At 71.8% G+C, this 18453-nt stretch carries 20 protein-coding genes and 1 tRNA gene; 13 read left to right on the top strand and 8 right to left on the bottom strand.

Annotated features, from left to right (window positions below; genetic code table 11):
* Positions 1–32 precede the first annotated feature (32 nt).
* From AB0K03_RS14205 to AB0K03_RS14220, 4 genes are read left to right on the top strand one after another with little or no spacing between them, the layout of a single operon-like run.
* Positions 33–1196, top strand: a complete 1164-nt coding sequence (locus tag AB0K03_RS14205; protein ID WP_364684245.1) for an FAD-dependent monooxygenase — start codon at positions 33–35, stop codon at positions 1194–1196.
* Complete coding sequence (locus AB0K03_RS14210; RefSeq protein WP_364684247.1) at positions 1193–1633, top strand: LIC_13387 family protein; 441 nt, start codon at positions 1193–1195, stop codon at positions 1631–1633. The genes AB0K03_RS14205 and AB0K03_RS14210 overlap by 4 nt, the downstream gene beginning before the upstream one ends.
* Before the next feature lie 10 nt (positions 1634–1643).
* Positions 1644–2606, top strand: coding sequence for a DUF1152 domain-containing protein (locus AB0K03_RS14215; RefSeq protein ID WP_364684248.1), 963 nt, complete (start codon positions 1644–1646; stop codon positions 2604–2606).
* Between the two features lie 31 nt (positions 2607–2637).
* Positions 2638–3282: a hypothetical protein gene (locus AB0K03_RS14220; RefSeq protein WP_364684250.1), complete on the top strand. Its 645-nt coding sequence runs from the start codon at positions 2638–2640 to the stop codon at positions 3280–3282.
* On the opposite strand, the gene AB0K03_RS14225 is transcribed toward AB0K03_RS14220, so the two are convergent.
* Complete coding sequence (locus AB0K03_RS14225) at positions 3279–4109, bottom strand: hypothetical protein (protein WP_364684251.1); 831 nt, start codon at positions 4107–4109, stop codon at positions 3279–3281. The two genes, AB0K03_RS14220 and AB0K03_RS14225, sit on opposite strands and share 4 nt — an antisense overlap.
* 194 nt (positions 4110–4303) lie before the next feature.
* On the opposite strand from AB0K03_RS14225, the gene AB0K03_RS14230 reads away from it, so the two are divergent.
* The 5 genes from AB0K03_RS14230 (at position 4304) to nrfD (ending at position 11828) form a co-directional block, all read left to right on the top strand.
* On the top strand, positions 4304–5578 hold the full coding sequence (locus AB0K03_RS14230) for an erythromycin esterase family protein (RefSeq protein ID WP_364684253.1): 1275 nt from the start codon (positions 4304–4306) through the stop codon (positions 5576–5578).
* A complete protein-coding gene (locus AB0K03_RS14235; RefSeq protein ID WP_364684255.1) occupies positions 5571–6257 on the top strand; it encodes a phosphoribosyltransferase family protein in 687 nt (228 codons plus the stop codon). The genes AB0K03_RS14230 and AB0K03_RS14235 overlap by 8 nt, the downstream gene beginning before the upstream one ends.
* A gap of 63 nt (positions 6258–6320) precedes the next feature.
* Positions 6321–9593 carry a formate dehydrogenase gene (fdh, locus tag AB0K03_RS14240; RefSeq protein WP_364684257.1) on the top strand — a complete coding sequence of 1091 codons (3273 nt, stop codon included), beginning with the start codon at positions 6321–6323 and terminating at the stop codon, positions 9591–9593.
* Between the two features lies 1 nt (position 9594).
* Positions 9595–10662, top strand: coding sequence for a 4Fe-4S dicluster domain-containing protein (locus AB0K03_RS14245; RefSeq protein WP_364684259.1), 1068 nt, complete (start codon positions 9595–9597; stop codon positions 10660–10662).
* Positions 10663–10811: 149 nt separating this feature from the next.
* Positions 10812–11828, top strand: a complete 1017-nt coding sequence (nrfD, locus tag AB0K03_RS14250) for an NrfD/PsrC family molybdoenzyme membrane anchor subunit (RefSeq protein WP_364684338.1) — start codon at positions 10812–10814, stop codon at positions 11826–11828.
* A gap of 196 nt (positions 11829–12024) precedes the next feature.
* On the opposite strand, the gene AB0K03_RS14255 is transcribed toward nrfD, so the two are convergent.
* Positions 12025–12840: a class I SAM-dependent methyltransferase gene (locus AB0K03_RS14255; protein WP_364684261.1), complete on the bottom strand. Its 816-nt coding sequence runs from the start codon at positions 12838–12840 to the stop codon at positions 12025–12027.
* A gap of 72 nt (positions 12841–12912) precedes the next feature.
* Here AB0K03_RS14255 and AB0K03_RS14260 point away from each other — a divergent pair, with 72 nt between their 5' ends.
* On the top strand, positions 12913–13245 hold the full coding sequence (locus AB0K03_RS14260; RefSeq protein WP_364684263.1) for a hypothetical protein: 333 nt from the start codon (positions 12913–12915) through the stop codon (positions 13243–13245).
* Between the two features lie 181 nt (positions 13246–13426).
* Here the strand turns inward: AB0K03_RS14260 and AB0K03_RS14265 are convergent, their stop codons facing one another.
* The 5 genes from AB0K03_RS14265 to selD form a co-directional block, all read right to left on the bottom strand.
* Positions 13427–13729, bottom strand: a complete 303-nt coding sequence (locus AB0K03_RS14265; protein WP_364684265.1) for a transcriptional regulator — start codon at positions 13727–13729, stop codon at positions 13427–13429.
* Complete coding sequence (locus tag AB0K03_RS14270; protein WP_364684267.1) at positions 13726–14160, bottom strand: hypothetical protein; 435 nt, start codon at positions 14158–14160, stop codon at positions 13726–13728. The genes AB0K03_RS14265 and AB0K03_RS14270 overlap by 4 nt, the downstream gene beginning before the upstream one ends.
* Before the next feature lie 120 nt (positions 14161–14280).
* Positions 14281–14568 (bottom strand): 4-fold beta flower protein, encoded by a 288-nt coding sequence (locus AB0K03_RS14275; protein WP_364684268.1) that lies wholly within the window; start codon positions 14566–14568, stop codon positions 14281–14283.
* Positions 14558–15439, bottom strand: a complete 882-nt coding sequence (locus AB0K03_RS14280; protein WP_364684270.1) for an ATP-grasp domain-containing protein — start codon at positions 15437–15439, stop codon at positions 14558–14560. Before AB0K03_RS14280 ends, AB0K03_RS14275 begins: the two co-directional genes overlap by 11 nt.
* On the bottom strand, positions 15436–16440 hold the full coding sequence (gene selD / locus AB0K03_RS14285; RefSeq protein ID WP_364684340.1) for a selenide, water dikinase SelD: 1005 nt from the start codon (positions 16438–16440) through the stop codon (positions 15436–15438). The genes AB0K03_RS14280 and selD overlap by 4 nt, the downstream gene beginning before the upstream one ends.
* A gap of 229 nt (positions 16441–16669) precedes the next feature.
* Here selD and AB0K03_RS14290 point away from each other — a divergent pair.
* Positions 16670–16763 (top strand) — tRNA-Sec (locus AB0K03_RS14290).
* 11 nt (positions 16764–16774) lie between these two features.
* Here the strand turns inward: AB0K03_RS14290 and AB0K03_RS14295 are convergent.
* Positions 16775–17488 carry a hypothetical protein gene (locus AB0K03_RS14295; protein WP_364684272.1) on the bottom strand — a complete coding sequence of 238 codons (714 nt, stop codon included), beginning with the start codon at positions 17486–17488 and terminating at the stop codon, positions 16775–16777.
* A 61-nt stretch (positions 17489–17549) separates the two neighbouring features.
* On the opposite strand from AB0K03_RS14295, the gene AB0K03_RS14300 reads away from it, so the two are divergent.
* Together AB0K03_RS14300 and AB0K03_RS14305 are read left to right on the top strand one after the other, a co-directional pair.
* On the top strand, positions 17550–17891 hold the full coding sequence (locus AB0K03_RS14300; RefSeq protein ID WP_364684274.1) for a VOC family protein: 342 nt from the start codon (positions 17550–17552) through the stop codon (positions 17889–17891).
* Between the two features lie 195 nt (positions 17892–18086).
* Positions 18087–18443 carry an STAS domain-containing protein gene (locus tag AB0K03_RS14305; protein ID WP_364684276.1) on the top strand — a complete coding sequence of 119 codons (357 nt, stop codon included), beginning with the start codon at positions 18087–18089 and terminating at the stop codon, positions 18441–18443.
* Positions 18444–18453 lie beyond the last annotated feature (10 nt).

Genomic DNA, 18453 nt, shown 5'->3' on the forward strand with positions numbered 1-18453 from the left:
CGTAGAGCCTCTACAGCTGTAGTGTCGCCTCTATGGATGTAGAGGAACGATCGGCCGTCGTGGTCGGGGCCGGCATCGGCGGGCTCGCCGCGGCCCTGGCCCTGCGGCGCGCCGGCTGGACGGTCGTGGTCCACGAGCGGTCCCCGGGCCGGGAGAAGACCGGCGCGGCACTGACCCTGTGGCCGAACGCGGTGCGAGCCCTGCACGCCCTGGGACTCGCCGACGGGTTGCGGGCGCGGGCGTCGGCGCTCGATGGTTCGGGCGTACGCCGCCCCGACGGACGGTGGCTGTCGCGGACGAGCGGCGAGCAGGTGATCGCCCGCCACGGCCTCCCGCAGGTGGCGATCGTCCGGGCGGACCTGATCGACCTGCTCGCCTCCGCCCTGCCGTCCGGTTGCGTACGGTGGGGCGCGGCCGTCACCGACGTCGACCCCGGCGGCCCCGACCGGCGGGCCGGCGTCCGCTGCGGCGACCGGCTCGCCGAAGCCGATCTCGTCGTCGCGGCCGACGGCGTCCATTCCCGCGTACGCCGGACGCTCTGGCCGGACCACCCACCGGCGGAGCGCCGCGGGTACGTCGCGTGGCGCGCCCTGGTCCACGCCTCGACCGGCCCGGCCAGTGAGACGTGGGGGCGAGGGGAGCGCTTCGGCATCGTGCCGGTCGGCGAGAACCTCGTGTACGTCTACGCGACCGCGAACACCGCGGCGCTCGAGCCGAGCGTGGACGAACTGCGCAGCCGGTTCGGCAACTGGCACGCCCCGATCCCGGCGCTGCTCGACGCCATCACGCCCGGGGACCTGATGCGCCACGACATCATGGCGCTGCACCCGCCGCTGCGGCGCCTTTTCCACGGCCGGGTGACGTTGCTCGGCGATGCCGCGCACGCCATGGAACCCAATCTCGGTCAGGGCGCCGGCCTGGCGGTCGAGGACGCGGTGGTCCTGGCGTACGCGGTGACCGGCGCGTCGTCCGTCGCCGCCGGCCTCGCCGCCTACGACCGGGCCCGGGCCGTACGCGTCGCCCGGCTCGCCCGGCAGTCGCGCCTGCTGGGCCGGCTCACGCAGAGCCCTTCCGCAGCCGTCACGACGCTGCGCGACGCCACCACCCGGCTGATCCCGGACCGCTTCGCGCTGCGCGGCTTCGACGCCGCCGCCGGCTGGCATCCCCCCGTACCCGTCCTACAGGAGCCCCGATGAACCCCCGAGCCTGCGCCGTCGGCGCCTGGTCCTTGATCGTCACCGGCGCTGCCCATGCCGCGGCGATGGCGGCGGGCGCCGCCACGTCCCCGCCGCCGGCCGAAGAGGCCGCCCGCCGCACGATGGCCGCCACCCACGTCACCATCGCGGGACTCGACCGGACCCTGTGGCAACTGTTCACCGGCTTCAGCCTGGCGATGGCACTCTTCATCGCCGGCCTCGGAGCCCTCAACCTGCTCGCGCTGAGGCGGGCACCGGAACTCTTCCTCCGGAGCCGGGCTGCGGGCGTGCTCAACCTGTGTGTCGTGCTCCCGGCTCTCGCCCTGTCGGTGCTGCTCTTCCCGCCGCCACCGATCCTCTTCCTCGGCGTCAGCTGCGCGGCCTTCGGCTACGCGCTGACCCGCCCGGCCTCGCGGACGCCTTGCAGCGATGGTTGATCATTGATCGGTGACGACGTTCTCGCTGGCGACTCCGCCGCTGTTCGCGACCCTGGCCCCGGCCCGCAGCGTCCTGATCGCCGGCGCCGGCGGCGGTTTCGACGTGTACGCCGGCCTGCCGCTGGCCGTCTCCCTGTGGCGCAGCGGCGTCCAGGTGCATCTGGCCAGCCTCTCGTTCTCCGAGCTCGTGCTCATCGACCGCGCATCCTGGGTGGCGGAGCACGTCGTCGAGGTGACACCGGCGACGGCGACCACCGACTGGTACTTCCCGGAGGGTGCGCTCGCCCGGTGGCTGGCGGCGCACGACCTGCCGTCGACCGTGTACGCCTTCCCACCTCTGGGCGTACAGCTGTTGCGCGAGGCCTACCGGTACGTCGTCGACCGCCACCGCATCGACGCGGTGGTGCTGGTCGACGGGGGCACGGACATCCTGCTGCGCGGCGACGAGAGCAACCTCGGCACGCCGGTGGAGGACATCACCAGCCTCGGCGCCGTCGCCGGCCTCGACGTGCCGGTGAAGCTGGTCAGCTCGCTCGGCTTCGGCATCGACGCGTACGACGGGGTCAACCACGTAGAGGTGCTGGAGAATCTCGCCGCGCTCGACCGCGAGGGTGGTTACCTCGGCGCGCTGTCCATCCCGGGCTCCAGCGAGGAGGCCGCCCTCTATCGCGACGCGGTCGCCGCGGCCCAGGCCGCCACTCCCGACCGGCCGAGCATCGTGCACGGCCAGATCGCCGCCGCCACCCGCGGCGCGTTCGGCGACGTCCAGTTCACCCGGCGTACGACGGGCAGCCCGCTGTTCGTGAATCCCTTGATGGCGATGTACTTCACGGTCGACCTCGACAAGCTCGCCGCCCGGTGCCTGTACCTGGACCGTATCGAGCACACCCTGGGCAGGCGCCAGGTGACCAGCCGGATCGAGGCGTTCCGCGACGAGGTCTCGCCCCGCATTCCGCGCGCGTTCCCGCACTGACGGCGAGCCCCGGGGGGCTACCTTGTCTCGCATGCATCTGGCACCACCCGTGCCGCCGAGGTCGCCGGCCGGCGTACGGTTCTCGTCCGCGCTGCTGTTCGGCGTCGGAGGGCTCTCCCTGCTGTCCGCCGTCGTCGAGCTGGTTTTCGTCAACACCGATCTGAGCGTCTATCGCGACGCGTACACCGGCGGCACCGGCTCGGGCTTCGGAAGCCTGGTCAGCGCGACCTTCGACATCCTCTTCGCCGGAGGCGCCGCGGTCCTGGCCGTGCTCAACGGGCTGGGCCGCAAGAACGCCCGGGTGACGACGTACGTGCTCGGCGGCATCTTCCTCGTCTGCGGCGGCCTCGGCACGCTGCGGGACCCCTTCCACCGGCCGGCCGCGCCCGCCGGCGGCGGGGCGTTCGAGCACGCCATGCCCTTCGTGTACGGCATCAGCACGGGCGCCCTCGACGCGCTGACGGTCCTGGCCGCGCTGGTCGCCCTGGTGCTGCTCGCGGTGCCCTCCGCGAACCGGTTCTTCGAGCTCTGCCACCGCAACCGGTACGTCCTCATCGCGGCACCGCCACCGGCACCGCACCCCTCCTTCGGCGTCCCGGCGCAGCGCGAGCAGCCGCCCCCGCACACGACCAGCATCCCGGCGATCGACCCCTGGGCCGGGCGGGAGGGCGATTAGCCGGGGCGCTCGAGCATGGTGCGGCGCTCGGCGCTCTCCGCGCTCGCTCGGCGCATGAGCGCCAGTTCCTCCGGGGGGTCGATGGCGTTCAGGCCGTAGGCGAGCTTCGGCCGGGGCCCCGGGATGTCGGTCACCGCGCGGTCGCCCGTACCCGCGAGAATGCCGGCGGCGCGCATGCCGGCCTGCCCGGCCAGGGGTGGGGCGACCATTCCGGCCGCCAGGAAACCGAGGAAAACCGCGCCCGCGGCCGGCACTTTCCACGCCATTTCCCGGTAGTAGGCGGTCTTGTCGGCCTTGTGGGCTTTCAGCGAGGCGTCGTGGGACGCGCGAATGGTTTCCCGGCGGGCGCGCCGGGCGACCATGGCCCGCCCCGTCGCGCTGTAGTCGCGGGAGAACAATTCCGGCGGGAACAACTGCACCCCGAGCGCCGGGAATCGCTCGGTGCACAGATAGGCTTCCCGCAATGCCAGGCGGGTCTCGCCGTTCATCATGAAATAGCTGAAGTTGCCGGCGTGACCGATGGCGGCCACCTGCTCCGCGGTCAGGTCCTGCTCACCCGGGCGGGACATCGACGCGGCCGGCCGCTTGGTCATCTCCACGAATTTGCCGCGCGCGAGGCTGAGCTCGTGGCGGCGGAAATCAGCGTTCACCGCCCGGTCGGCGGTGGCCAGATGTTCGAAGGCAGCCATCACGCTGATGTCGAGGATCCGGTCGATCCGCGCGCCGAGGGCCTCGACCGTCGACTCGATCCGGGCGATCTGATCGCGTACCTGTTTGTCGTCGTAGGCCCTCTTCATCGCGCCGAGGGCGCTCAACGCCGTCGTCAAAGGTTCCACGATGGTGAAGTCTTCGCCCCTGCCACCGCGGTGACAGCGCAATGTCCAAGGTCTTACATCGCGGAGTTGCCTCAACGTCGGCTACCTGCTCCGCGTTTCCCCAGTCGACAAGGTCGGTGCGGCCTTCGATTTCGCGGCTAATCATCGGACGTATGCCGGGCCGTGCGGCGGGTATGCGGGCACGCATGTCACGCTACGGCGACGAGGTCGCCTCGCTGGCCGTCGAGCTCGCCGGCCCCGGCGACCTGGACGCGCTGATCGACCGGGCCTCGGCGGCGCGGGTGGTCATGCTCGGCGAGGCGAGCCACGGTACGCACGAGTTCTACGCCTGGCGCGCCGCCGTCACCCGGCGGCTGATCGAGGAGCTCGGGTTCTCCTTCGTGGCCGTCGAGGGGGACTGGCCGGACTGCGAGCGGGTGGACGGCAGCGTGCGAGGGCTGCCCGGCGCGCCGGAGGACCCGCGGGACGCGCTGGACGCGTACGACCGGTGGCCGACGTGGATGTGGGCGAACGAGGAGGTCGTCGACTTCTGCCGGTGGCTGCGCGGGTACAACTCGGCGCACGAGGCGAGGGTCGGCTTCCACGGGCTCGACGTGTACTCGCTGTGGGAGTCGTTACGGGAGATCCTCGTGTATCTGCGCGAGCACGACCCCGATCAGGTGCCCGGCGCGCTGGCCGCGTACCGGTGCTTCGAGCCGTACGCGGAAGACCCGCAGTCCTATGCCTGGGCGACCCGTTTCGTGCATGCGACCTGCGAGCCGCAGGTGGTCGCCCTGCTCGCGGACCTGCGGGCGCGCGCCGCCGGCCGGGCCGGCGAGTTCGCCGCCTGGCAGAACGCCGAGGTGGTGGCCGGCGCGGAGCACTATTACCGGGCGATGGTGCACGGCGGTCCGGGGTCGTGGAACGTCCGCGACCGGCACATGGACGAGACACTCGCCCGGCTGCTCGACCATTACGGCAGCGGCGCCAAGGCCGTGGTGTGGGCACACAACACGCATGTCGGGGACGCCCGGGCGACCGATCAGTCGGCGCACGGCGAGGTGACGATCGGCGAGCTGGCACGCGAACGGTACGGCGACGACCGGGTGGTGCTCGTGGGCTTCGGCTCGCATCGCGGCACCGTCGTGGCCGGGCCGGTCTGGGGCGCCCGGATGGAGGTCATGCGGGTGCCGCCGGGCCGCCCCGACTCGCTGGAGGACGTGCTGCACGCGACCGCGCCGCCGCAGGCGCTGTTCGTGTTCCCCGTGCGCGGGGCGCGGCCGCCGCTGCTGGACGACGTCGTGGCACATCGGGCCATCGGGGTCGTCTACCGGCCCGAGCGGGAGCGCTGGGCCAACTACGTGCCCACGGTGCTCGGGGACCGCTACGACGCCTTCCTCTGGTTCGACGACACGCAGGCCGTGCGCCCGCTGCACGAGGCGTCCGGCCATAGACGAGAGGCGTTCCCTTCCAATGTCTGAGCACTGCTTCACCGACCGCGAGGCGGCGGGACGGCGGCTGGGCGTGATGGTGGCCCGGCACCTCGGCAATTACCGGGTGGACGGTCGTCCGCTCGTGCTCGCCCTGCCGCGCGGCGGCGTGCCGGTGGCGGCGAAGGTCGCCGGCGTGATCGACGGGGACCTGGACGTGGTGATCGCCCGCAAGATCGGCGCGCCGGGCCGGCCGGAGCTGGGCGTCGGCGCGGTCGCGGAGGACGGCGAGCCGGTGTTCGACCCGTTCCTGCCGGCCGACCTCGGAATAAGCCCGGAGGATCTGGCCGGTGCCGTGACTCGGGAGCGCGCCGAGCTGGCGCGGCGGATACGTGCGTACCGCGGTGACCGGCCGGCGCCGGAGGTGACCGGCCGGCTGGTGGTGCTGGTCGACGACGGCGTGGCCACCGGCGTCACGGCCCGGGCGGCGCTGCGCTCGTTGCGGGCCCGGGGCGCGCGGCCGCTCGTGCTGGCCGCGCCGGTGTGCTCGCGCGAGGCCGACCGTTTCCTGGGCGCCGAGGCGGACCTCGTGATCTGTCTGGAGCGGCCGGTGCGGTTCCGCGCGGTCGGCCGGTACTACGAGGACTTCGCCCAGCTCAGCGACGAGGACGTGCGTCGGGCCCTCGACCCCGGGCGGTCGCCGGCGGCGCTGCACCGGCCGGTCGGATGACGGCACACCGGCACGGCACGGCACGCCGTGCGGCGGCCCGGGAGGTGGTCTAGTGTCGATCACATGGGCGTCCGTACCTGGATCAACCACTGGCCGGTGTACCGGCAGCTGACCGGCACCGATCCGCTGGGCCGGGGCGAGGCGGCGAAGTCGCAGCGCTCGCGTGAGCTCACTGCGCGGACCGAGACGGCCGACTCGGTGGCCCGGTCCGTGTGCCCGTACTGCGCGGTCGGGTGCGGCCAGCGGATCTTCGTCAAGGACGGCGAGGTCGTCCAGATCGAGGGCGACCCGGACAGCCCGATCTCGAAGGGCCGGCTGTGCCCGAAGGGGTCGGCGAGCAAGAGCCTGGTCACCAGCGACCGGCGCCAGCAGAAGGTCCTCTACCGCCGCCCGTACGGCACGCGGTGGGAGGAGCTCGACCTCGACACGGCGATGAGCATGATCGCCGACCGGGTGCTCGCGGCGCGCGACGAGACGTGGGAGGACGCCGACGAGGACGGGCGGCCGCTCAACCGGACGCTCGGCATCTCCAGCCTGGGCGGCGCGACGCTGGACAACGAAGAGAACTACCTGATCAAGAAGCTTTTCACCGCCGTCGGGGCCATTCAGATCGAGAACCAGGCGCGTATTTGACACTCCGCCACCGTCCCCGGTCTGGGGACCAGCTTCGGCCGTGGCGGGGCCACCGGATTCCTCCAGGATCTGGCGAACGCCGACTGCATCATCATCCAGGGCTCCAACATGGCGGAGGCCCACCCGGTGGGCTTCCAGTACGTGGTGGAGGCGAAGAACCGCGGCGCCAAGGTGATCCACATCGACCCCCGGTTCACCCGGACCAGCGCGCTGGCGCACACCTACGTGCCCGTGCGCGCCGGGGCCGACATCGCGTTCCTGGGTGGAGTGATCAACTACATCCTCGGCAACGAGAAGGACTTCCGGGAGTACGTGCTCGCGTACACCAACGCGTCCATGCTCGTCAGTGAGGACTTCAAGGACACCGAGGAGCTCGGCGGGCTGTTCTCCGGCTACGACCCCGAGACCAACGCGTACGACCAGAGCACCTGGCAGTACGCCGGTCAGCAGGAGCACGGCCAGGAGGAGGGCGGCTCGCACGTCGACCGGGAGACCGCCTCCGGGCTGGAGCAGGAGTCGCACGGCCCGCCGGTGCCCGCCGACGTGCCCCGCGACCCGACGCTGCAGGACCCGCGCTGCGTCTACCAGGTCCTCAAGCGGCACTACGCCCGCTACACGCCGGAGGTCGTCGAGCGGCTGTGCGGCGTGCCGCAGGACAAGTTCCTCGAGGTCTGCGAGGCGTGGACGGCCAACTCCGGCCGCGAGCGCACCACCGCGCTCGTCTACTCGGTGGGCTGGACCCAGCACAGCGTCGGCGTGCAGTACATCCGCGCCGGCGCGATCATCCAGCTGCTGCTGGGCAACATGGGCCGGCCGGGTGGCGGCGTGATGGCGCTGCGCGGGCACGCCAGCATCCAGGGCTCCACCGACATCCCGACGCTGTTCAACCTGCTGCCCGGCTACCTGCCGATGCCGCACCACAGCCGGCACGAGACGTACCGGCAGTGGATCGACGCCATCCGGCACCCGGAACAGCAGGGCTTCTGGGCGAACGCGGAGTCGTACGCGGTCAGCCTGCTCAAGTCCTACTACGGCGACAACGCGACGAAGGACAACGACTTCGGGTACGGCTGGCTGCCCCGCCTCACCGGCGACCACGGCACGTACCAGCAGGTCCTGAACATGATCGACGGCAAGGTCAAGGGCTACTTCCTGCTCGGGCAGAACCCGGCGGTGGGCTCGGCGCACGGCCGCGCCCAGCGGCTGGGCATGGCCAACCTGGACTGGCTCGTGGTCCGCGACCTGTTCATGATCGAGAGCGCCACGTTCTGGAAGGACGGCCCCGAGGTCGCCACCGGCGAGATCGTGCCGGAGCAGTGCAAGACCGAGGTGTTCTTCATGCCCGCCGCCTCGCACGCCGAGAAGGAGGGCACGTTCACCCAGACCCAGCGGATGCTGCAGTGGCGCGAGAAGGCGGTCGAGCCGCCGGGCGACTGCCGCTCGGAGCTGTGGTTCTTCTACCACCTGGGCCGGATCATGCGCGAGCGCCGGGCCGGCTCCACCGACCGCCGCGACCAGGGCCTGCTCAACATCTCCTGGGACTACCCGCTGCACGGCGAACGCGGCGACGAGCCCAGCGCCGAGGCGGTGCTCAAGGAGATCAACGGTGTCGAGGTGGCCACCGGGCGGCCGCTGTCGTCGTACACCGAGATGAAGCCGGACGGGTCCACCACCGGCGGCTGCTGGATCTACACCGGCGTCTACCAGGACGGCGTCAACCAGGCCGCCCGGCGCAAGCCGCGTACCGAGCAGGACTGGGTGGCGCGCGAATGGGGCTGGGCGTGGCCCTCGGACCGCCGTACGCTCTACAACCGCGCCTCCGCCGACCCCGACGGCCGGCCCTGGTCGGAGCGGAAGAAGTACGTCTGGTGGGACGAGGACGCGGGGGAGTGGACCGGGTACGACACGCCTGACTTCGAGAAGACGAAGCCGCCGTCGTACCGCCCGCCGGAGGGCGCGACCGGCGTCGAGGCGATCAGCGGCGACGACGCCTTCATCATGCAGGGCGACGGGAAGGGCTGGCTGTACGCGCCCAGCGGCCTCATCGACGGCCCGATGCCGACGCACTACGAGCCCGCCGAGTCGCTGTTCCGCAACCCGCTCTACGACCAGCAGGCCAACCCCACCCGCAAGGTGTACGAGCGCTCGGACAACCTGACCAACCCGAGCCCGCCCGAGCGGCACAGCGAGGTCTACCCGTACGTGTTCAGCACGAGCCGGCTCACCGAGCACCACACCGCCGGCGGCATGAGCCGGCAGCTCGCGTACCTGTCGGAGCTGCAGCCGGAGATGTTCGTCGAGGTGTCGCCGGAGCTCGCGGCCGAACGCGGGCTGGAGCACCTGGGCTGGGCGCACATCGTCACGGCCCGCGCGGCCATCGAGGCGCGGGTGCTGGTCACCGACCGGCTCACGCCGCTGCGCATCGAGGACCGGGTCGTGCACCAGATCTGGATGCCGTACCACTGGGGCGGCGAGGGCCTGGTGACCGGCGACTCGGCGAACGACCTGATCGGCATCACGCTCGACCCGAACGTGCTGATCCAGGAGAGCAAGGTGGGCACGTGCGACATCCAGCCGGGCCGGCGCCCCACCGGGCCGGAGCTGCTGGCGTACGTGCAGGGCTACCGGGACCGGGCCGGCCTCACCCCGGGCCACCACACACCGATCCTCACCACCGGGGTCGAAGAGCCGGAGGACAGCTGACGTGGCGGGACCGAACAGCCTCTACGGGCCGCTGGACCCGGCGCCCGACGCCGGGTACGTGGACGCGCCGCCGCGGATGGGCTTCTTCACCGACACCAGCGTCTGCATCGGGTGCAAGGCGTGCGAGGTGGCGTGCAAGGAGTGGAACCTCGTCCCGGACGACGGCTTCAACCTGCTCGGCACCTCGTACGACAACACCGGCGGCCTGACCGCGAACTCCTGGCGCCACGTCGCGTTCATCGAGCAGCCGGCCGCGCGCAGCGGCCACGGCACGGACACCCCCGGCGCGTTCGCCGGGATGCCCACCGGGCCGTCCGCGAGCGCGCACACTGCCGTCGTCGCGGCCGGCACCGCCCAGGACACGGGTACGTCCCCCGGCGTCCCGGCCGCTCCCGACGCCCTCGCCGCGGCGGCCACGATCAAGGCCCCCGGCACCGGTACGCAATTCCTCGGCATGCCGGGGTCGGACCTGCCCGGGCGCACGATGGACGCGCCGCGCAGCGACTTCCGCTGGCTGATGATGTCCAACGTGTGCAAGCACTGCACCCACGCCGGCTGCCTCGACGTGTGCCCGACGGGAGCCCTGTTCCGCACCGAGTTCGGCACGGTCGTCGTGCAGGAGGACGTCTGCAACGGCTGCGGCTACTGCATCCCGGCCTGCCCGTACGGTGTCATCGACCAGCGCAAGGACGACGGCCGCGCGTGGAAGTGCACGCTCTGCTACGACCGGATCGGCGACGGCCTCACCCCGGCCTGCGCCAAGGCCTGCCCGACCGAGTCCATCCAGTTCGGCGAGCTCGACGAGCTGCGCGCCCGGGCCGCGCACCGCCTCGAGAAGCTGCACGAGCAGGGCGTCGAGGAGGCCCGCCTCTACGGCCACGACCCGGACGACGGCGTCGGCGGCGACGGCGCGTTCTTCCTGCTCCTCGACGAACCCGAGGTGTACGGCCTGCCTCCGGACCCGGTGGTGACCACCCGCGACCTGCCGGCCATGTGGAAGCGGGCCGGCGTCGCGGCGCTCGCCATGGCCGCGACCATCGTCGTGTCGTTCGCGGGACGGCGGCGATGAGGCCCCGCGAGGAGCGGGACAATCCCCGCGACGAGAAGCTCAGCCCGCCCCCGGCCGGCCACGAGGGCAGCGGCCTGACCCGCGACGCGGGTGGTGGCTCCCGCGCGCCACGCCGTGGCGGCAAGGGCGGCGGCCGCGGCGACCGCTCGATGGTGCCCCCGGCGGACTTCCGCTCGTACTACGGCCGGCCCATCGTCAAACCGCCGGTCTGGCACCACGACATCGCCGCGTACCTGTTCACCGGCGGCCTCGCGGCGGGCTCGTCGCTGCTCGCGGCGGGCGGCGACGCCACCGGCCGCCCCGCGCTGCGCCGCGCCGGCCGGATCACCGCGCTGGGCGCCCTGACCGCCAGCACCTACTTCCTGATCAACGACCTGGGCCGTCCCGAACGCTTCGTCAACATGCTGCGGGTCGCGAAGCCCACCTCCCCGATGTCCATGGGTACGTGGATCCTCAGCGCGTTCGGGGCTGCCGCGGGTGCCGCAGCGGTCGCCGAGGCCGCCCCGATCCTCCCCGGCCGCGGGGTGCTCGGGCTCGCCCGCCGCCTTCTCCCACCGGTCGGCACCGCGGGCCAGTACGCCGCCGCGGCCGTGGCTCCGGCGCTGGCCACGTACACGGCGGTCCTGCTCGCCGACACGGCGACGCCCAGCTGGCACGCCGCGTACCCGGAACTGCCGTTCGTCTTCGCCGGCAGCGCCCTGGCCAGCGGCGCCGGCGTCGGCCTCCTGGCCGCACCCTGCGACCAGGCCGGCCCGGCCCGCCGCATGGCGGTGTGCGGCGCCGCCCTCGAGCTGTACGGCGCGCACCGCGTCGAGACCACCAAGGGCATCCTCAGCGAGCCCTACCGCGACGGCCGCGCCGGCCGCCTCCTGCGCGCCGGCCGGGCACTGACGGCCATCGGAGTGGCCGGGGCCCTGCTCGGCCGCCGCAGCCGGGTGGTGTCGGCGCTGTCGGGACTGTCACTGCTGACGGCATCGGTGGCCACCCGCTTCGGCATCTTCGACGGCGGCGTGGCCTCGGCGAAGGATCCGAAGTACACGGTCCTCCCGCAGCGCGAACGCCTCGCCGCCCGGGCTGCGGCCGCTGCGAACGGTGGCGCCTCCGGCACCGATGCGAAGACGACGGACGTTCCGGAGGGCAGCGGCTCGGGCGGCATCGGCGTCTGACCTGGGCGCTCATCGGCCGGGACCGGCCGCTGGATGCCGCCAATCTCACGCAGGGCGTCAGCGAATCGCCGAACCTCCCGGACGGCAGCAACATCCTCGATCACATACCTGAGTATGCGAGTTCAACGATCATCGCCGGACGCCGCCCACGAACGCAGCGTTCCTTCACGAAGATCGCGTCAGAGCCGGCTGTTCGTCAGCTGACGGCAGCGGCGGCGAGCAGGGCGGCGGTGGGTAGTGCGAGCCGGCCGTCGTCGTCGCGGTAGGTCCCGGTGTGCTGGTCGTACTGCTCCCGGATGCGGGCGATCGTGCGGGTGTCTTGGCGTTGCATCACCAGGCCGGGTGCGCCGATGCCGTTGGCCGGCCCGTTCCACCATGATTCGGGGTCGGTGCGGTGGGTCCAGGCGATGGTGTCGCAGCCGACGCCGGTGAGTCCCGCCTGACGTAGGAGGGTCGACAGGCCGACACAGGTGCGGGGAAAGTCCTTGTCCGGCGCGAGCCGGGGCAAGTCGGTCGGGCGCTCGACGCCCGCGGCGTCGAAGATCGTGGTCCAGAGCCGTTGCGCTGGTGGTGGCGGGTACGGCCAGATCGTCACGGCGATGCGGCCGCCGGGTCGTACGACTCGCTGCAGTTCGCCCATGGCGGCCGCAGGGTCGCCGACGTGGTTGATGACGAAGTTCGCCACGGCTGCGTCGAACGAGTGGTCGGGAAACGGTAGCCGGGGTAGGGCCGCCTGGTGAACGTCGGCGGCGGGGACCCGGCGGCGGGTCAGGGCGACCATGCTGGGCTCGGCGTCGACGGCTACGACGTGTGCGCCGCGGGCGTGTGCCAGGGCCGCGACCGTGCCGGTGCCGGTGCCGGCGTCGAGCACCCGGCCGCCGGCCTTGACGTCCGCGGCGTCGAGCAGGGCCGCGGCGGGATGGGCGCACAGGGCGGCGAAGCTGCTCTGGTATGCCGTTGCCCGTCCAGCCCACTGCGATCGTTGATGTTCGTCGAATGCTGTCGTCGTCACCGGCTGCGGGCCCTTCGTCGCTGCGTTGATCGACAACGTAGCTGACGGCGACCGGTGGCCTGGTCAGGCGTCATGTCGGTCGGTGCGTGCACGGGTCATGACATCCGCAGGCAGAACAGCGAACTCCGAGCGCATCTGGCGAGCGTCTGCGGCCCCAACGGCGAGCCGATCTACGAGATCCCCGGCGGCAAGAGCGGCGGTGCCACGGCGAAGGAGAAGATCCCGAGGCAGGACCGAACAAGACACCGGCGTGCAAGCCGTGCAACCGCTCCAAACAGGATAGGTACGTGCCCGAGAACCCGCCCAAGGGCGTACCTCGACGTCGTCGCGCTGGATGCGACCGGCTGGGGCGACGACGAGCCGTTCCGCAACGTGGACGGCGCAGCCGTCGGCGACGGGCGCTGACGACCCGGCCGGGGAGGCGCTGGAACGGCACACGCTGCCGTTCGGCGGGGATCCGTTTTCGTCCTGCGGCCGGCTGGCCTCCGGTTCGGGCTCGATCGCGGTCGTACCTTCGATGCGTCGCCGCTAGCTGGCCCGCCGTGCCGGTTGAATGCCGAGCATTATCACCGGCTGTTGAGCACAGCTATTCCCACGAGGAAACCGTCGTCGCGTTGACGATCTCGTGGAGCGCGGCGACATGCCCCTGGTACGCCTTGCGTCCCTGACGTGTCATCGAGAGCCACACGCGCCGCGTGTCCGCGCCGAGACGCTCCTGCTTGACGTAGCCCGCATCGACGAGGGCGGCGACTTGTTTGCTCAGTGCCGACGGGCTCAGATCCAGATGTTCTTTGATGACCGACAGCTCCAGAGTACCGCCGGCGATGAGCATCGCGCAGATGCGCAGCCGGTGCGCCGGGTGGATGACCGGATCGAGGTCTGCGGTCACCGGGGCGCCCCTGTCGAGCGTCGGTGCGCTACGCCGCCCGCCAGGTAGAAGGCGGCCGCCACGACGGCGAGGACGACGATCGGCCATGGCTGCGTGGTGAGCTCGGCGACGATGAACGCGGCGAGCACGCACGCGACCGAGGCGCCGACCGCGGCGAGGAAGACGCGGCTGGTGGGCAGGGCGAACGGCGTACCCATCCGGTATCCGGCCAGCATGTTGACCGCGGTGAGCGCTGCGCTGGTGCCGAGGAGGAAGACGTGGCCGTCGTCGCCCAGCGCGAAGGTCAGCGTCATGGCGCCGATCAGAAGGGCGTTGACCAGGTAGATCCATGTGGGCCATGGCGTGTCGCGCACGGCGCGCTGGGCGGTGTCGATGTTCGCCAGCGCCTCGCGGGCCTCGGCCGGGTTCGGCACGTGCGGATTGTTTTCCATGCCGGAAACTATCTCAGATGTTTTCCGACATGGCAACTTTCAACCACTCGGAAACCATGTGGCGGCCACCGGTGGCGGAGCCCCTGCCGAGGGTCCGACACCGGCAAGAGTTCGCCGTGCTCAGCTTGTCCGCCCCCGCGGCGAGGGTCGTAGCGGTGGTTTGGCGGGTGGCAGAGCCGCGGCCGGGTGGGCCCTGCGGGCGGTGGCGCCTATCCGGCGGTAGACGCCGGTGCGGCGCACGATGCGGTCGTCGACGAGCTCGCCGAGGTACCTGCCGTCCAGAGTGAACACCTCGTTGCCGTCGCGGTGGCCGAGGTGCTCACCACGTGGGGAGAAGATGTCGTCATCGACCAGGAAGCAGGCGGGCGTGCCGTCGGCGTTCCAGTACCGGTGACGGTCATCCGGCATGGGGGATCAACGCTTCGATGAACGTCTCGGCCGGGATGCTCGTGGGGCGGTCGCTGACCTGGCCGTCGCCCAGCTCGATGACCCGCCACCGGTCGTCGTCGCGCAACGCCAGGTCGACGGTGACGAACGGCAGGCCGAGGCCCCGGACCGCCGCGGCCAGGCCACCGGCGTCCAGGCTTGCGGCACCGGCCGGGTCGAGGTCCGCCGGCGGGAGGGCGCCGGGGGAGTCCGGGTGTGCGGTGACCAGGCGGCACCCGCCGTCCACCCACCAGGTGCGCACCTCGGCCCCGGTGAACGACTCGAAGCGGCGGAGGACGAAGCCGCCGGTGAAGTCGTCGCCGCGCAGCTCGCGGAAGCGGCTCGCGACCCGCCAGGCGGCGTCACCGTCGGCGACGTCCGGGACGTACGCGGCCTCGTGCCAGTAGTGCTTCATCGACTTCGTGTAGTCGCGGAGCACGGCCGGGCCTTCACCCAGCTGGGCGCGAGCCTTGTCGAAGGCGTCGCGTTCGTCGCCCACCGTCCACACCGATTCCGGGGTGATCGCGGCGAGCGCCTCGTACCAGCCGGGGAGTTCGTGCGCCTGGCGGTACTGGTCGGCGGCGGTGCGGAGGACGACACCGCGGTCGGCCAGGGATCGTTCCAGGGCGGCGTAGCGGTCCGCGTGGAGCATCCAGCCCCGGTAGATGGCGGGGCCCTGGACCCGTACGTTCGAAACGGCCAGGTCGGCACCGCCGGCACGCGCGGCAGCGTCGTGGTCGATCACCGTGACCGCGATGCCCGCCTCGCGGGCCGCAGCCGCCTCCGCGGCGAAATGCTCGTCCGGGCGGCGCGGCCGCAAAGGATCCGACGGTACGAGCAGCAGCGGCGTCACCGGATCTCCAGGGTCTTGCCGTCCGGCCGGGCCGGCAGCAGCTCGCCGATCACCGGGTAGCCGGGCACCTCGCCGGCGACGAGCAGCCCGCCGGAGGTCTGGGCGTCGGCGAGGAGTAGCAGCTCGTCGGCGCCGACGCTGCCGGTGTCGGCGTGCGGCATCACCCAGTCCAGGTTGCGCCGGGTGCCGCCGCTGACGTACCCGTCCCGGAGCGCCTCCCGCGCGCCGTCCAGGTAGGGGACGGCGCGCGCGTCGACCCGGGCGGTGACGCCGCTGGCCCGGGCGAGCTTGTGCAGGTGGCCGAGGAGCCCGAAGCCGGTGACGTCGGTGGCGCAGACCGCTCCGGCCTTCACCGCGGCCTCGGCGGCGGCCCGGTTGAGCTGCGTCATCGTGGCGACGGCCTGCGCGAAGACCTCGCCGGTGGACTTGTGGCGGCTGTTCAGGACGCCGATGCCCAGGGGCTTGGTGAGGGTGAGCGGCGTGCCGGCGACGCCCGCGTCGTTGCGCATGAGGTAAGCCGGATCGGCCACACCGGTGACCGCCATGCCGTACTTCGGCTCCGGGTCGTCGACGCTGTGACCGCCGGCCACGTGGCAGCCGGCCTCGCGGGCGATCTCCAGGCCGCCGCGGAGGACCTCGCCGGCCAGTTCCATGGGGAGCAGGTCGCGCGGCCACGCGAGAAGGTTGACGGCCACCACCGGGCTGCCACCCATCGCGTAGACGTCGGAGAGGGCGTTGGCGGCGGCGATGCGGCCCCAGTCGTACGCATCGTCGACGACGGGGGTGAAGAAGTCGGCGGTGGCCACGACGGCCATCCCCCCGCTGAGCTTGACCACCGCGGCGTCGTCACCGTCGTCGAGGCCGACGAGAAGCTCTCCCGGGCCCTGCGGGGCGGCGTCGCCGACGAGGTTGGACACGACGGCTTCGAGCTCGCCCGGCGGGATCTTGCAGGCGCACCCGCCGCCGTGGGCGTACTGGGTCAGGCGCTGAGGCTGCGTCATCGTCACCCTGAAACTCTTGCACGACGGCTTCGAGTTCGCCCGTCGGTGGCGGCGGGCTGTGGATAACGCCGAGGGCCTCGAAGCCGCGCCGTCCCGCTGAGCATGGCGGGTTCTGGACCGCGCTGTCCCACTGCGCGCGGCGGCCCGCACCCGGGCCACGCCGGCCGGCGGTTGTCGTGCGGTGCGGGTCGCGCGGCGGGCGTGCCGGGCTGCGGCTAGGGTGATCGACGGAGGCGTTCAGGTGGCTGGTGCCCCTCCCGGTCTTCAAAACCGGTGTGGCCCGGTATCCGGGCCAGGCGAGTTCGATTCCCGTCCGCCTCCGCTCATCACTAAGTCACGATTCGGCTCGACGGCCGAGCCGCACGTGCAGCAGGTGGTCGCCGTCAGCGTGCAGCAGGCCGGCTTCCTCCGCGTACGCCAGAGCGCCGCGCAGGTCCCGTTGGTCGACCATGAGCCGTTCTGCCAGATCGCCCATCGGAATTTCCAGCGACGGCGGGGGCGTCCATCGGAGTATTGCTTCGAGGTCGTGAGCAAGCCCGTAGTAGTTGTCGCCGGGGCCGGCTGCGGGCTGGCTGCGGGCCAGGAAGACCGGTGGCTCGAGCGCTGACGCGGGCCAGAAGCGAAGGAGCCAGGTGTACAGGTTCCCGGCGTCGCGCCGCTGGAGCGCGATGCGTACCCGGAACCATTCGTTGTCTCCCAGGGTGAGGTCCACGCGCTCACCGGGACCGTCGGTCAGCCAGGCCAGCGACACGCCTCCGGAAGCGGCCCGATACGGCGTTTCCAGCACGTCGTCGAAGTCGTCGTGGTCGGCCGGCGGCGGACAGTCGTGCAATTCGAGGCGGACCGTATGGTCGGCCAGGTCGTCGGCCTGAGCGGTGATCCAGCCGCCACCCGACCCGGCGAATGTGCCGGTTGGTTTGTCTCCGCGGTCGCGGTATCGCGGCACCTCGGGATCCTCAGGTCCCCAGGTGACGTCCGGGTCGAGGAGGACGAGGGTGCTGTAGTCCGGGAGGTACTCGTGGTCGTCGAACGCTCGGACAAGGGCCACGAGGTGAAGGTAGCAACGCAGCGACGGCCGGCGGACGACGGCGACGCTCTAGCCTGGCTCCATGACTGTGGACCTTTTCGCAGGAATTCCGGTCCGCGACTACGCCACGGCGGTCGCCTGGTACGAGCGGCTCCTCGGCGCCGGGCCGTCGTTCCTGCCCAACGACGTCGAAGCGGTGTGGGAGCTTGCCGACCATCGTTTCGTCTTCATCGAGGTGCGGCCGCAGGACGCCGGGCATGCCGTGCACACGGTGTTCGTCAGCGACTTCGACGCCCGTGTCGCCGGGATCGCCGCGCGCGGTCTCACACCGGCGAAGAGCGAGACTTACGACAACGGCGTACGCAAGGCGACCTTTCGAGACCCGGACGGCAACGAGATCGGATTCGGTGGTTCGCCGGTGTAGGCGGCCCGCCGGAACGCCGGGCGCCGGCCGCGTGAGGCGGTGTGGCGACTCCGGCTGCGGGGACATCGTGTGCAGGCCAGACTGTGGTAGGTCGTGACGGCTTGATGATTCCCGGCCGTTGTGCCGGGTTAAAGGTGTGACAAGGGGCTGCGGTGGGCGGTCCGTCGAGGCAGGTCGTTTGTCCGGAGGTGGGTCGTGACTCTGCAACTGGCGGCGCGGGCCGGCAGGGCTTGCACGGTGGTGGAGGTCGGCGGTCAGGTGGACATGGACACCGGCCCCGAGTTGGACGCGTTCCTCCAGACGACTACCGCCGGCAAACGTGACCTGCAGATGGTGCTGGACCTGGCCGACGTGTCCTTCCTGGATTCCAGCGGACTGGGTGTGTTGCTGGTGTGGTTCAAGGAGTTACAGGGTGCGGGCGGCAAGTTGTGCGTCGCCCGGATGCAGGAGCCTGTCGCGTACGTGCTGCGGCTGTCAGCGGTGGACCAGGTGCTGGACGTGTACGACACGGTGGAGGCGGCCGAGGCGGACATGCCGCCGGCGGCATCCTGACCGCCGCCGA

It is taken from the genome of Actinoplanes sp. NPDC049316, assembly GCF_040677315.1.
GTDB lineage: Bacteria > Actinomycetota > Actinomycetes > Mycobacteriales > Micromonosporaceae > Actinoplanes.